The 14837-nt window shown below is 43.5% G+C and carries 13 protein-coding genes and 1 pseudogene; 7 read left to right on the top strand and 7 right to left on the bottom strand.

The window, feature by feature from the left end; genetic code table 11:
- Nucleotides 1–190: 190 nt before the first annotated feature.
- Both B0X70_RS00580 and B0X70_RS00575 read left to right on the top strand, forming a co-directional pair.
- Nucleotides 191–1399, top strand: coding sequence for a BaiN/RdsA family NAD(P)/FAD-dependent oxidoreductase (locus B0X70_RS00580; protein WP_217470644.1), 1209 nt, complete (start codon nt 191–193; stop codon nt 1397–1399).
- Nucleotides 1400–1471: 72 nt separating this feature from the next.
- Nucleotides 1472–1659: pseudogene (locus B0X70_RS00575) on the top strand (NAD(P)/FAD-dependent oxidoreductase); the annotation flags it as partial.
- A gap of 211 nt (nt 1660–1870) precedes the next feature.
- Here the strand turns inward: B0X70_RS00575 and B0X70_RS00570 are convergent.
- The 3 genes from B0X70_RS00570 to B0X70_RS00560 form a co-directional block, all read right to left on the bottom strand.
- Nucleotides 1871–3112 carry an ATP-binding protein gene (locus tag B0X70_RS00570; protein ID WP_217470643.1) on the bottom strand — a complete coding sequence of 414 codons (1242 nt, stop codon included), beginning with the start codon at nt 3110–3112 and terminating at the stop codon, nt 1871–1873.
- A 525-nt stretch (nt 3113–3637) separates the two neighbouring features.
- Complete coding sequence (locus B0X70_RS00565; protein ID WP_217470642.1) at nt 3638–4108, bottom strand: hypothetical protein; 471 nt, start codon at nt 4106–4108, stop codon at nt 3638–3640.
- The gene (locus B0X70_RS00560; RefSeq protein ID WP_040149946.1) at nt 4108–4605 is read right to left on the bottom strand and encodes a hypothetical protein; all 498 of its coding nucleotides are present in this window, start codon (nt 4603–4605) and stop codon (nt 4108–4110) included. The genes B0X70_RS00565 and B0X70_RS00560 overlap by 1 nt, the downstream gene beginning before the upstream one ends.
- A gap of 637 nt (nt 4606–5242) precedes the next feature.
- Between B0X70_RS00560 and B0X70_RS00555 the strand changes: the two genes are divergently transcribed.
- Both B0X70_RS00555 and B0X70_RS00550 read left to right on the top strand, forming a co-directional pair.
- Nucleotides 5243–6118: an alpha/beta fold hydrolase gene (locus tag B0X70_RS00555; RefSeq protein WP_217470641.1), complete on the top strand. Its 876-nt coding sequence runs from the start codon at nt 5243–5245 to the stop codon at nt 6116–6118.
- 23 nt (nt 6119–6141) lie between these two features.
- Nucleotides 6142–7656, top strand: coding sequence for a flavin-containing monooxygenase (locus B0X70_RS00550; RefSeq protein WP_246593395.1), 1515 nt, complete (start codon nt 6142–6144; stop codon nt 7654–7656).
- A 78-nt stretch (nt 7657–7734) separates the two neighbouring features.
- Here B0X70_RS00550 and cynS read toward each other — a convergent pair whose 3' ends face one another.
- Together cynS and B0X70_RS00540 are read right to left on the bottom strand one after the other, a co-directional pair.
- Nucleotides 7735–8205, bottom strand: coding sequence for a cyanase (gene cynS / locus B0X70_RS00545; protein WP_036812599.1), 471 nt, complete (start codon nt 8203–8205; stop codon nt 7735–7737).
- Nucleotides 8206–8232: 27 nt separating this feature from the next.
- Complete coding sequence (locus B0X70_RS00540; protein WP_036812597.1) at nt 8233–8892, bottom strand: carbonic anhydrase; 660 nt, start codon at nt 8890–8892, stop codon at nt 8233–8235.
- Nucleotides 8893–9105: 213 nt separating this feature from the next.
- On the opposite strand from B0X70_RS00540, the gene B0X70_RS00535 reads away from it, so the two are divergent.
- From B0X70_RS00535 to B0X70_RS00525, 3 genes are read left to right on the top strand one after another with little or no spacing between them, the layout of a single operon-like run.
- On the top strand, nt 9106–9417 hold the full coding sequence (locus tag B0X70_RS00535; protein WP_217471636.1) for a type II toxin-antitoxin system HigB family toxin: 312 nt from the start codon (nt 9106–9108) through the stop codon (nt 9415–9417).
- Nucleotides 9414–9833: a helix-turn-helix domain-containing protein gene (locus tag B0X70_RS00530; RefSeq protein WP_217470640.1), complete on the top strand. Its 420-nt coding sequence runs from the start codon at nt 9414–9416 to the stop codon at nt 9831–9833. The genes B0X70_RS00535 and B0X70_RS00530 overlap by 4 nt, the downstream gene beginning before the upstream one ends.
- Complete coding sequence (locus tag B0X70_RS00525; RefSeq protein WP_246593394.1) at nt 9830–10192, top strand: LysR substrate-binding domain-containing protein; 363 nt, start codon at nt 9830–9832, stop codon at nt 10190–10192. Before B0X70_RS00530 ends, B0X70_RS00525 begins: the two co-directional genes overlap by 4 nt.
- Before the next feature lie 50 nt (nt 10193–10242).
- Here B0X70_RS00525 and B0X70_RS00520 read toward each other — a convergent pair whose 3' ends face one another.
- The gene (locus B0X70_RS00520; protein WP_217470639.1) at nt 10243–11439 is read right to left on the bottom strand and encodes a DUF3322 domain-containing protein; all 1197 of its coding nucleotides are present in this window, start codon (nt 11437–11439) and stop codon (nt 10243–10245) included.
- Nucleotides 11436–14834 (bottom strand): ATP-binding protein, encoded by a 3399-nt coding sequence (locus tag B0X70_RS00515; protein WP_246593393.1) that lies wholly within the window; start codon nt 14832–14834, stop codon nt 11436–11438. The genes B0X70_RS00520 and B0X70_RS00515 overlap by 4 nt, the downstream gene beginning before the upstream one ends.
- Nucleotides 14835–14837: the final 3 nt, after the last annotated feature.

Below are 14837 nucleotides of genomic sequence, written 5' to 3'. Positions count from 1 at the left end.
TTTTTTTGATTTCATGACAACTAGGTAACAATAAGAAATAGGAATACTCTTTATATATCATAAAATTACATATCTTCTAAAAAATTGACAATTTTAAGTTATAAGGGACTTTTCCCCCATAAACTTATCAAAAATGCAACATATTAGGGGTAATTCCCCACTAAATTATTTAGTCATAAAGAGAAAAACAGTGGAAAGATTTGATGCGGTTATTATTGGCGCCGGTGCAGCAGGTTTGTTCTGCGCAGCTCAGGCTGGGCAGCTCGGTTTACGGATACTCGTTCTGGACAATGACAAAAAAGCCGGGCGTAAAATTTTGATGTCCGGTGGTGGACGTTGCAACTTCACGAATCTGTACACAGAACCATCAGCTTATCTTTCTGCTAACCCCCATTTTTGCAAGTCTGCTCTGGCTCGTTACACACAATGGGATTTTATCGAACTGGTTCAACGTCATGGCATTGCTTACCATGAAAAAACACTGGGGCAACTTTTCTGTGATGACTCTGCCCAACAGATCGTTGATATGTTGCTGAAAGAGTGTGAAGCCGGTCAGGTTACTATTCGTCTGCGCAGCGAAGTTAGCCAGGTAGAAAAAAATGAGCAGGGTTTCGTTATCATCGTTAACGGAAAGGAAGTAAATGCACGCTCACTTGTCATTGCTTCCGGTGGGTTATCTATGCCTGGCCTTGGAGCAACTCCTTTTGGTTATCGAATTGCAGAACAGTTCGGTTTGAAAGTCTTGCCAACCCGCGCCGCTCTTGTGCCTTTTACTCTGCACAAACCACTACTGGAGCAACTTCATATGCTCTCTGGCGTGTCTGTTCCCGCCATTGTTACCGCCGAAAACGGTACTCTGTTCAAAGAAAATATTCTGTTTACCCACCGAGGACTTTCTGGTCCAGCAATCTTACAAATTTCCAATTACTGGCAACCGGGGGAGTTTGTAAGCATTAACTTACTTCCTGATAGTGATCTGGAAACCTTTCTAGAGCAAGAACGGAACTCTCACCCAAATCAAAGCGTAAAAAATACTTTGGCAAAATTATTACCGAAGCGGCTGACAGAGTGCCTGCAAACGCTCGGTCAGATCCCAGATATTGCTCTTAAACAACTAACTCCAAATCAGCAAAAACAGTTGGCGGCTAACCTCCAATCATGGCGGGTACAACCTAACGGTACGGAAGGCTATCGCACCGCCGAAGTGACAATGGGAGGTGTTGATACTCACCAGCTTTCATCTAAAACGATGGAGGCTAATCAGGTAAAAGGTCTCTACTTTATTGGTGAGGTAGTAGACGTCACCGGCTGGCTTGGTGGCTATAACTTCCAGTGGGCATGGAGTTCCGCCTGGGCATGTGCTCAGGCGTTACGTAAAAATATTAAAAAAATTATATAATTAACTATGTGATTCTAGGTAAGCCCGGTCTTTCCAATAAGACAGTTGGCGGCAAACCTCCAATCATGATGGGTACAGCCCAACGGAACGGAGGGCTATCTCACCGCCAAAGTGACGATGGGAGGTATTGATACTCACCAGCTTTCATCCAAAACGATGGAAACTAACCAGGTAAAAGGACTCTATTTATTGGTGAAGTGGTAGACGTCACCGGCTGGCTTGGTGGCTATAACTTCCTGTGGGCATGGAGTTCCGCTTAGGCATGTACTCAAACATTGTTTAAAATTATTAAAAACATTGTACAATTAATCATATGACGTATAATTTATTAAGGGTAGTTGCTCTGATATTATGAGTTAACAACACCAATAACAGGCAATAAATCTCTGTATTCCCCCTGAGTAAGAAATGTCGGCTTTTTGCGACAGCCTCTGAATGTAGGGAACCACGTCCTTTAGGACGTGGTGGATATCAATGTCCCCAAAGCGCATTCATTGGTACCGCAAATGTGTTCGGTATGTGGCTAATTGGGAGGCAATTATTACCGGTGTACAGTAAGATGCCACCCTGCCAATCCCTATCAGCCAGTGAAGCTAATCTTGCCAACCCCATACCGTCTTTCGGCTGTATGCTGGCCGCTTTTTTAACTTCAATCCCCCAGATTCTTCGACCATCTTCAATAACCAGATCAACCTCAACCTGATCTTTATCACGATAGTGGGAGAAGTACAGTTCATGTTCACTCCAACCCGCTTGGCAAATCAATTGTTGCACCACAAAGCTTTCAAGTACTGCACCAAAATCATTACTAAGGTTATGCCAATCGTCGACTCTCAGATTATTTAAAGCACAAGCCAGACCCGAATCCACCACATGAACTTTAGGGGCTTTTATTAAACGCTTGGCTTGGTTTTTATGCCAGGCCGGTAAGCGCCTCACTAAGAACAAGCGCTCTAGAATGGTGATGTATTTATCCACGGTTTCTCGCTGAAGACCCAGATCTTTCGCCAATCCACTGATATTCAATAAGTTACCAGTACGCAGTGCAAGAGTCTTGATAAGTCGCAGTAATTCATCTTCATCTCGAATCGCTGCAATGTCTTTTACATCACGTTGAATAATGGCGTTGAGGTACTGCTTATGCCACTGACGTGCTCGCGCCTCACTACGCGTATTCGGCTCTGGATAACCGCCTTGTACTACAGCTTCGACTACACCTTCAATGAGGATTTGTTCCCCTTTGATTGAAGGAGAGATTTTGTTCGTGATCAGTTGTTCGAGTAGCGATGTTGGACTATGCTGCTTTTCTTGTTCAGAAAGTGGCTGTAAATAGATCACCTCGACACGACCTGCCAATGATTCCTGTACTCCAGGCAGTAACAGCAAATTAGCTGAACCAGTTAGTATGAACCGTCCCGGTTGACGATGAATGTCTATAGTTGCTTTTAAGGCAGGTAAGATCTCCGGCACACGCTGTACTTCATCCAGTGTGACACGTTCTGGCAAGCTTTGTACAAATCCGGTGGGATCGGCTTTAGCTGTGTTAAGCAAAGTACTGTCATCGAAAGTTAGGTAAGCCCGCCCAGGCTCTAGAGATTTCGCCAACGTTGTTTTGCCGACTTGGCGAGGACCAAGCAGACACACCACTGATGTATCAGCCAATGCTGCCTTGAGCTGTGGTGCTATGTATCTTGGGTGTAGTGTGTTATTCAAGGTTGTTCTTTTATGTTCAATGTAGAGAATGAAGCTTAAATTGCTCCGTCTATTTGTTGGCTATGCTATCGTCCAAATGCTGGTTTGTACAGCGTCTATTTGCTGGTTATCACATCGTCCAAATGCTGGTTTAGATAGCGTCTATTTGTTGGTTTCCTTTCCGTCTATTTGTCGATTTCTGACGTTCTTACACGTCAATCAAAACTTTTCCCTTGGGTTTAAAGGCCCGACTGTAACGAAAAACTAGGGTAATTGGAGGAATAAATCTAACAATATCAGACAGTAGAAGAATCGATGCCAGAGGAGTTAAAAAGTCTACTGTAAAGCTGTATTGGTGGGGAAGCCCCAATTTTGTATTCGCAAAACTGGGGCCGAATATCTTTCGCTTTATGTCTGTGAACTGAGCACCATGACAAGATGGGAGAAGAACCGTCTACTAGCTACGCCTTGGAAGCCAATTCACAAGTAATAAATTGTCAACATAATAATAGCGGTTTAGCTGCCAAGAATTTCAGATCTTATCACCTAAACCGCCTTTCCCATTTTTATCGAAAATGCATTTATGATTGAGATAACGATTGCACATAAACTGGGTAGCAGTTGCATAATAAAACCCAGAATAGTTCCGTTGTTTGCGGTCGGGTGATGATGAGCTTCGCCTCCCATAGCAATTTGCATAAAAACGGAGTTTGTCAGGTAAGCATAAACTAAACCGCAAATCCCTGTAACCAGTAGAAAGCTGATGAGCGTTGCAGTCACCGCCCCCACCCTCTGAGGTAATCTTCCCCTGATTGAATTGATGGCAAGCACGGTCAGGCAACCCGGAGCAAAACCCCATCCTAATATATACCAAATAGCCATTAACCCTTTCAGCGCAGTATTGTGCGCCATTTCCAGAATATCAGCGCGCCACAATATAAGATTCAGGCATGCAGCCAGCACAGCCAGAAACACGGAAATGGCAAAGCTATTGGGCAAACTCGACTTTTTATTCACTAAAACACCTTAAGATAAGCAAGGAATCTTGCACCTTGCACAGAGTTAAGCAGGAAGCTGCCCAGAATGCCTGCAATCAGTGCAGCAGTGTATCCTTTAATAAGGAACAACAACGGCATGTCTATTGAACCCCAATAATTCAGCCCAACGTTATGGTCCAATCCCCAGCAAAGCGTCTGGCAAACACTAAACAGCAAAGTGCTACTCACTGCGGTCATGATATAAGCTCCGGTACTTCCGGGAGTCAAACGAGATGAAACTAAGTAAGTCAATCCCCCAACGGCAGCTCCCATACCAATACCGCATAAACCAAGCGCCCATACGAGACGCCATACCAAGGGGCCATTATCGGGAAACAAAATAAGCCCCATTAAAAGAAATCCAGCCTCTGCGATAAAGCCCAGAGCAATAAATAGCTTAATTGTGCGTATGGCACGTTTTTCACCTTCTGCTATCGCATATTGTTGATGTTGTTCATTCACGATTCGAGTAGACATTTTTCATCTCCTGAACAGGTGTGTTAAATATCCGATGATGTCATTCAATTTTATCTCTCTAGAGCAGACTACACACGCTGATGAATTGTATAAACCAAGTCAGGCGTTATAGCAGAATGCTGTCAGAGCGAAAAATACTTTATAAAATATTTAGGAAAATGATTTCTGGTGTATTACTGATAACTCTTAACTATATAAATTATCAATCAATAACATCCAAGAAATAGATAAATAAAATTATTTAACAATGCAATCACATAAAAAAAGTGATGTAATCACTATGGTATGAGGATGAAAATCTGTCAATGTGAAATAAGAAATCAATAATACAACCCCAAACATATTGATTATAATGCATTGATATTTATAGCATTACCTCCAGAAATATTCATAGCTTAATTAATAGATTTCAACTTATTTTTTCTGCCTGCAATATCGCAAAAATACAATAAATAAGACCTAATATTAGGATTTATAATAATAGAAATATTCAATCACGACACTATTTTAGTTTTATAATTTGACAATAACTCTATACTTAGTTATTAATTTAACTAAGCAACCAACAAGATAATTGTTTAATTATCTATATTTGGTCTCCTTATAACCTATATCTATCAGGAGATATTTAATTACCATGAATAAATCCGAGCAAAAATTTAATATCAACGAAAGTGTCATCAACGTAGATGGAAAAGAGGTAAAGTTCTTCACATCCCAACCTCTCGATCCAATTAAGAATAACGCCAATAGAAATCCTATCGTCTTGGTACATGGCACTGGCGGCAGCACAGAGATACATTTCGGTTATCTCTTTCAACTGCTTGCCACGGAAAATAGAGTTATATCCCTGGATTTTTCTCAACCAGTAAAAGCAAACGAAACGCTTACCCTCGAACATCTTGAAAAGCAGGTCGAAGCCGTTATTGAAGCAGCAGCGTTGGGAGAGACTGTCACATTGATAGGTTACTCTTTGGGAGCTGTCGTTACTGCTTCTGTTGCCGCTAAACATCCTGACCTGGTTGGTAATTTGGTTCTGATCGCAGGATGGATGAAAACAGATTTACAGTTAGAACGATTTTTATCTGTCTGGCATCAGTTATATGAGATCCAATCACCTGCTATTGCAGACTTTGTGATGTTTTGCGCTTTCAGCGGCGCCAGTCATGTGAATATGTACCCAGATCAGCTTGCAATCAGCTTCGAAAATGCCATACCAGGGGAATTTGAAGCGTTACAAATGGGCCTTAATGGCCGGGTTGATATCACTCAAATTGTTCCTACGATAAAAGCCACGACGCTGATTATTGGCTGTACGCATGATCAAATGACGCCCATCCGCCACAGCAAAGCTCTGTTTGGTGCAATTCAGGATGCACGCTTTACAGAGATAGAGTGTGGACATGCGGTCATCTATGAGCGTCCTGCGCAGTTGATGCAGGTTATTGACCAATTCTGCGCGAACCCTTCGTTTTATCCTGCCGGAACCATAATCCCTTCAGACCTGCCATAATTCCGTTGATCCTCTGGAGAACTATGATGAATAAGAGTACACCAGATACAGATATATCACAGGTCACAGATACAGAGATTATTATTATCGGCGCCGGCTTTGCCGGCCTTGGTATGGGAGCTCAGCTTAAGCGGCGAGCTCAGCAAAATTTTCTTATTCTCGAACGTGCAGATGATGTAGGAGGCACCTGGCGCGATAACACTTATCCCGGCGTAGCCTGCGACATACCCTCACATCTTTACTCTTACTCATTTCGCCCTAATCCTGACTGGTCTCATGTTTTTTCACCCGGTCATGAGATATATGCCTATCTTCAAGCCACAGCCAAGGATGAAGGATTATTGCCTCATATTCGTTTTGGCGCCAACGTTGAAAAAGCCTACTGGGACAACCAAAAAGAGCGCTGGATAGTTATCACCGCCAAGGGGGTTTTCAGTGGGCAATTCTTGATAGCAGGCACGGGGCATTTAACAGATGAAAATCTGCCACAAATCGAAGGTCTGAGCAGCTTTACCGGGGAAATTTTTCATTCAGCCCGCTGGAAACACCATATCTCTCTGCAAGGTAAGCGAGTCGGCATCATCGGATCAGGTGCTTCAGCAACTCAGCTAGTTCCTGAAGTGGCTAAAAGTGTCTCTGAACTCGTTATTTTCCAGCGAAATGCATCCTATATCATTCCACGTCCTGACCGAAGTTATTCTGATATTGAAAAACAGACTTTCCGACGCGATCCAAAGTCTATTCGTGCAGTTCGTTCAGATATATTCTGGCACTTTGAATCGCTGTATCCAGCTCGCCGTTCTATTCCGCAATATGTTGCAGTATTAAAACAGATAGCCTTAGATCACCTTAAACAACAAATTCCCGATCCAGAGTTACGCGCAAAACTCACTCCGAGTTATGAACCTGGTTGCAAAAGGATTTTGATTGCAAACAACTATTATCCCGCTCTTCTTCAGGATAACGTTAAACTCGAAGCATCAGCCTTGCAGCGCATAGATGGACAAAATGTAGTCTCAGTAGCCGGCAACAGTTATCCGCTTGACGCGCTGATCTTTTGTACTGGTTTTCAAACCACCCAACCACCTTATACTCGCTTGGTTCATGGCCGTGATGGTCTCAGCCTCGCTGATCACTGGTCCCAAGGCATGGAAGCTTTTGCGTCAACCACAGTGACTGGTTTTCCAAACCTGTTTATTATCAACGGGCCAAATGCGACGCTTACTCATAACTCAATCATTTACATGATTGAATCTCAAATAGAGTACATTCTTGGCGCGATTGAATACAGCAGGAAAAATAACAATTACATACTTGAGGTTTCTCCCGAAGCTCAAGATCGTTATTTAGCTGAATTACAAAAGCAGATTAATGGTACGGTATGGGTTGGAGATAATTGTACAAGCTGGTACCGTGATTCCCGCAATAAGCGCCTAACATTAGTATGGCCTGATTTTGCTCATTCATTCAGGAAGCTAAATGGCAATTTTGATCCCACTCCCTATACATTTTATACAAAAACCGAAGTGGCTAGTTAATAAACTTTAATTTGAAACGGCAGGAGGTTTGTCTCTCAAATTCAAACCTCTTGCCGATGCCAACAAATTACAATGATTTTAGAACGGCTTAGTCGGCAAATACTTTCCATCTAGCGTAATTACAGCGCGTGAACCGCCATTAGGGTCATCGACCTTTTTGATATCAAGTTTAAAGTCAATCGCACTGATAATGCCATCACCAAACTTCTCGTGGACAAGCGCCTTAAGCGTTGAACCGTAAACTTGCACCATTTCATAGAATCGGTAAATGGTCGGATCTGTCGGCACACCTCCGGGGATACTACCGCGTACAGGGATAGTTTGCAGCAGAAGGAAGGCATCTTCGTCAAGTTCAAGTCGGTCAACCACAATCCTTGCAGCATCGGCGGGCAAAGGATGTTGGCCAAGCAGTGCAGCAGTGACGAATGCGAGACTCAGACCGGTTCCTTGCGCAATATCCTCAAATGTCAAATTTTTGTGTGTTTTGGCGTCGATGATAACATCGGTCAGGGCCTGACGGGGAGTTTGGGAGTATTGAGATTGTGTCATAATGATTCCTTTGGATTAATAAGCTATTTAAATGCCGTGGTGAAACACGGATTGCGTTGCAGAAACATGCGGATAGTCCGCAAGCGAAACAAATTGGCCGACCAAGCCGTCTAGAGCATCGATCGAGCCAGACTCTATGTCGTAAATCCAGCCGTGTAGATTCAAGTGTCCCTGTTTCAGCCCGAGCGCTACGGACGGGTGGGTCTTGATATTAGCAATTTGAGCGATTACGTTTTCACGCGCCATCGAATCAATTCGAACAGGCTCACTAACGTGCGCACGTGCCTGATTAATCGCTTTCGCAGAATCTGCATGGCGCAACCAACTTGTAATCGCGGGCAGGTGATCCATACATTTACAGGTTGCAATTGTGGTCATGGCGCCACAATCTGAATGTCCGCAGATCACAATGTCGGTGACCCCAAGCACAGCGACCGCATACTCAACGGTAGCGGAAACACCGCCAGATTCTGCGCCGTATGACGGAACGATGTTACCCGCATTGCGTATCACGAACAGATCACCTGGCTCACGTTGGGTCAGAAGCTCAGGAACCATGCGGCTATCGGAGCACGCAATAAACAAAGTACGTGGATTCTGGCTGGTGGCAAGCCGCTTGAAAAGCTCGCAGCGTTTTGGGAATACCTCGCGCTGGAATTGTAAAAAGCCTTCAATAATATCCTGCATGTCTTCACTCCATCGTGATCGATAAGAAAGCGGATGGATAAAGAATGAACGAGTTTATCTATAGCGTCAAAGATCGGATTACTATCATCTCTATAGTATTTTCCAATAGTTGATTGTAGTTCTGCGGCGACGTCTTTGTTTTTGTTGTTTACATTTTGTAAACGGAAAATGATGACGCTATAGTGTTTACATGATGTAAACTGAGTGAGTGACATGCACGTTATTTCCAAAGATCCATTTGAGAAAGCTGCTCGCGATTTCCCAAATGATGCAGATGCAATTATTGCAACGTATAAGCAGTTAAAAGAAAAAGATTTTGAGAACCCTGTGGAATTACGAAGTCAGTTCCCCAGTCTTGATAATTTCAAGTACAGAGACAAATGGTGGGTAATAGACATAGGTGGGCAAAACTTACGAATGATCGCCTATATAAATTTCGTTAATAAACTCCTATATATCAATCATATAGCCACTCATGCAGAATATAACAAATTAACTAAGCAGTATCGGGAGACGAAAGAATGATTGCAGAACCTACCAAAGCACTTGAAGCCACAAAGGTACTGGTAGCCGCTGTTCCCTTCTTAGGGAGCTGCACTTCCGAGGATGCCTATAATGACGCGCTGGCAATGGTGGATTACCTCATTGAGCACGATGATGAAAATCCACTGATTGACTTTCTAGCCACTAAAATCGCTGAGTATGAAAACAACAATGAACGCTTTGCTGCATTTAATAAAGCAGTGGATGACATACCAACCGGTGTAGCAGCGCTGCGTGTGTTGATGGATCAATACAGGCTCTCTTACTCAGACCTGAAAGAAGAAATTGGCTCCAAATCACTTGTCAGCCAGATTCTATCTGGTAAGCGCTCATTAACGATTGCGCATATTAAAGCGCTTTCCAAGCGCTTCAACGTAAAGCCGGATCTATTTCTGTGACTACTCCCCGCCCTGTCGAGGGTTTACGGCGGATTTTGCTAAGTAAAGACTTTGCAACGCGGAGCCATATTGATTTGTACTTCCAGAAACAAGGAATCACACCGCGTATTGCAATTGAGGTCAACTCCATCAGTGCAATCGTAGAAATTGTCCGTCGAGGACGACTCGCAACTTTGTTACCTGATGTCATAGCCCACGAGCAGGCCGGACTCTATTCCATCGCAATTCAACCTACGTTACCACAGCGTAATGCGGTGCTATTGTGGCGCAGCGGTGCATATCGAAGCGCTGCAAGCCAAGCATTCGCCAATATAATCACGCACCGTTTCGGTGTACACCAAGAAAGTGATGATTTTTGATAATATGGAAAAAATATCGTGTCTGGCAGCTACTGTAGTTAGGTATATAGTCACGACAGCCAATTCATAAGCTTGTTTCTAATGTAATCAGATGAAAGACGCTCCTGCTCTAAACGTGAAGATTGGAAACGACCAGAAATGAGATCATTAAACAACTTTGTTTCATCCTCATTTAGCGATGAAGGATTGGATTCTACTGGATTTGATTCAGGGACCATTCTATCTTCATGAGCTTTAACGGTTTCAACATCCATCATCAGAGGCTCAATATCTACAAACTTGTTTCTGGCATCACTGAGAATAAACAACCCCCAAGTATCAATATCTCCCCAATATCCTACACGTTTACTTCTCAACCATGCCGCATCCATCCAAGCAATGTTTTTCCCGCCGCCAATCACCGCTATCGTGTCAGGCATTTCGGGTAATGCCAAACCAGACTGTAGATTTTCTACTACTAGAATATTCGATGCCGGTAGTTCATGTTTTCTAAGTAATTCGTCGGGTATTTGTAGTATCGGCATTCCCCCAAGCGCCGCAGTCGCGGCATGGCAAAGCGGCCTGATAGTTAACCAACCTTTGGGATTTATTGCACACCCCAACCAAGCGATAAGGCCCCCTGACGCCGAAACAGCCCCCTTGTGAATGATATCAGCTAACTCTTCGATCAGGATTTGGTGGTTCTCAAGAAACTTAGTATCAATCCCAATGAGCGGCAGTGCTCTTAAATATTGTCCTTCACCTAAGCCTTGTTTTAATTGTGGCAGCAATTTTGCTAATAATTCCGCATCTCTCAACGAGAGTTTTTCCACAATATCTATACATTTAACCAATGCAGGATAGAGATCTTTATCAATCCGCAAAAATGGCTTCATATTTCTTTCCCATACCTTACTTCGGGAAAGGGCATCATTCCCTAAAAATTGAATCAAATGTCGCATCGATTCAATGACAACAAAAGTTGGAATGCGCTGTTCAGATAGTTCCCTGAAATTCTTAGAAGACCACTCCACAACATCTTGATAGGGAAATGATCTCCACTCATCAATAAACCGTTGAAAATGAGCAATATCTAATATGGCAGAATTCCCTTTAGGTGGTTTTAAGCCAACGCGAATAGGGAATGCCTTGTTGCCCAGTAGCCGGGCTTTTAGTGAGGAAAGGTTATCCCACTCACGCTGTCTAATGATGCTCTTAACTTGCGCTGGCAATAACCCCCAACGCACCTCATACTGCCCTTTTTTCATGTCAGTTTCTCAAGCTCGATCCCCAGATTAGCAGCCTCATCAGGCAACTTTTTCTTCTTCTCTTCGCCCATTCTCCGGTCAATCTCTTCCCAAGTCACTTCACATAAACGGCTGTCATGGTTTTCCTGGTCTCTTTCCGCAATGAGTAGTGAACGAGCCGATTCTCTTGCCAGATTCAAGTTTTTATAAGGCGTGATCAAATTAACGTGAATGTGAAGCTCTCTAAATACTCGGAGCACCCGCCGACTTACCGTTTCAGCCGTATTTGAGAATGCTTCGTCCAAGAAAACAGTACAGTAAACCGGTCGATCATAACCATCTGGCGTCAAAACATAGGCCAAACTTGCCGCTACAATAGTCGCCGCAAATGACTCTTTCTCTCCACCTGACTTTCCACTGGATGATTCCAATACATCACGAATCTCACCGGTATTACTATCCAACTCTTCGGCGTAAAATGACATCTGATAACGAGGATCAAGCAGCCTTAAACTTTCTAATGTATTTGAGGAGCCTGGCGCACTTGCTTTCCCAAGTATTTCAACTACTTTAGCCAATTGACGGAACCGCGCTTCATGGTCATCACTGGTTACCTGACTAAGCACCTTACGCAAATGCTGTTCAAACTCATTAACATGCGGGAATTTCTCTCTCTTTGAACCTAGCTTTAAGTGTGTCCCTGATCGAAACTCGGTACGCTTGAGGACCCGGTTAATGATATCAATCCGCTCAAGGATATCTTCCCGTTCAGATTCAAGCTTAGTTTTAATCCGCGCTAGCGACTGCGTTGCATGCTTATTCAAACGTTCAATAAACTGTTCCACAAGGTTGGGAAGCCCTTCTTCTTCCAGTTGTTGTAAATGATTAAGATAGTCAGGCAGGCTGCCAATATTACTTTGCCAGTCAACCGTGAAGACTTGCCATTTATCGTTAGACCTGAATGAAACCATAATGCTGATGGCGGACCTTTCCGCTCTGTCTTTACTGTTTCGACTAATATCTAACAAACGCTCCAAATCTTCTTCAACCTTCGACACTAATTCAGACATCTGGCTTAAATCGTTTGTACTAAGCACTCCAACCCGAAGAGCAAGTAATTGTCTGGCTGAATCAGGTAATCCTTTTGATGCTTTTGCCTGCGCTTTGCTCCACTCCTCTTTTGCATTTTTCAGCGTATTTTTAACGCCGCCAGAATCAGAGTTGAGCTGATTTAATACCGATTGGATTTGAGCCAACTGCTCCTTCGCCGACTCCCAACGCTCCCTGGCCTTATCAAGATCGCCACCTGACTGCTCCAATACCTTAAGGTCAGCCTGCAAATCCGAAAGCTTTTCATGCCAATAAGGAGCATTGATATCATCCCAACAGTAACTTTGGATCTTCTCCCAGAGTATTTTACGATCAGAAACAGTATTCAAATCTTGGCGGGCCTGACTCACCTTTTTCTCGGTTTCCGCCAATTGCAGAGTTAACTCTTTTTTATCGTTATTAAGAATGGCTAAACGTGATTTGTTTGAAAAACCCAAGCACCAGCGTCTTCTGTCATCTATTCGGTGTTGATCTTTTTTCTCAAAGCGCCCCTTATCCATGTGCATTAACCCCTGTTGTGTCATCGAAAACGGGGTCTTATCCAATTCTTCCGTATTCAAGACACATTGCAGGTCAAATCGCTGCAAATAATGCTTGAGCCACTCTTGATAAGGGTGAGTACGCCATACCAGTTTCTTTAAATAACCATTAGGCTTAAACTCCGCCGAATGACCCCGGTTAATCGCAGAATCATTCACAACTTGAACACGGACATGTAAACCTGTATGCCGGACGTTTAACCAGCGAGTCACCATCGAATAACAATGATGTGGCACAGCAAGCGTTGTTCGTAACCCGCCTAACGCCCTCTCTATCGCGCCTTGCCAGATTTTTTCACTATCTTCGACGTCGATAAGCTCACCAATAAATACGCATTGGTCTTTACTTAATTCTAAGGAATTAACCAGTTCATCCCGCAGTTGCTGATATTTCACATCAATATTGGAATCCGGCCTTGCCTCGATTTCTCGAATTTCCTGAGAGATATCATGGATATTGGCTTGTAGCTCACTGAATTTAGCACTGATGGTGGCAAACTTGTCCTGATACTCTTCTTCGTCTCGTTGAATACTGGCAAGTCTGGCTGATGCCGCGGATTGATTTTTAAGAAATACCGCCTCCTCCAATACAGAAGGCAGAGACAGCTCATTAACATGAGTTTGATATTGCGATGAATTCCTAACCACCCGATTCAACTGAGTTTGGGTATGACCAATTTCCTTTCGAAGCGACTCTATTTTATCCCCACCAAACTGAAGGTATTCCTCATGCCTTCTCTCAACCAACTTATCCGCATCTGTTTTCTGCCCTTCCGCTTGCTTAATTTCGAGGAGTAGTGCTTCGAGTTCAGACTCAATATCGGCAATTTTTTCGCTCCACAGTTGCGCGAAGACTTCCCCAAAGTAAACCGGAAGACTATTTTTTTCGGCCGTTAATTCTTCAAATTCTCTCGTCGTTTTTTCGATAATTGAGCTAAGTTCAGGTAACTTAGACAAGTGCATTTTTTGCGCTCTTGCATCCACTAATTGACTATGAATTGCCACCAAATCAGCAAACTCTTCCACGACCTTTTTAGCATCATCTTTAACTGTGCTCGGCTCAAGTACCAACTCACGAATCAACCCAGTTAAATCATCAATTTTTTTTAGACCTAACGCCCGCGACAACAATGCAGGCGCATTCTTATTGTCCATATACAAAAGCTTTCGGTACAACTCCTGATAATCAGAAAAATTATCATCACAGCACGTAATCGCCGAGTCATCACGAAGCCATTGCTTGAATGCCCGGGCATTACCATCGCCAAAAGCATTGAGCATTTCCTTAAGCGTCAGGTCTCTTTTGGCAACAACATAAACTCGCGTCACATCCGCCAGTACATTCGTCGATTTCGTAATCCAAAAAAGTGCCGCAAGCGTGATTTTTGAACCATCATCACCCTGATATAAAGCTCTAAGCCCGGTCACTACACCAAACTCACGCTTACTTCTGACTCTCGTCCCCGCTCCGTCATGGGCAGATCCAAAACTTCCCCGCATATAGGAAAGTAAAGTCCGGTCAGAACGATCACCCTGAGCCGCGGCCACATTAAAAGTTGCCTTTCCGGCAGGAAGCAGCAGAGCCATAAGGCCATCAATAAACGTCGATTTCCCGGCGCCATTATCTCCAGTGACCAGCGTTCCCATAGGATCGATCAACGCGGTATGCAAGCCATTAAATGACCCCCAGTTATAAACTGAGAGTTCAGCTAATCTGATTTGACCAACGTGAAATAATGAATTAGCCGAAAGAGTTTGATCAGTCATTTT

The sequence above is a fragment of the Photorhabdus akhurstii genome (assembly GCF_019090985.1).
GTDB classification, from domain to species: Bacteria; Pseudomonadota; Gammaproteobacteria; order Enterobacterales; family Enterobacteriaceae; genus Photorhabdus; species Photorhabdus akhurstii.
The sequence above is the reverse complement of the archived record's forward strand: the minus strand, read 5'-3'. Positions and strand labels throughout refer to the sequence as shown.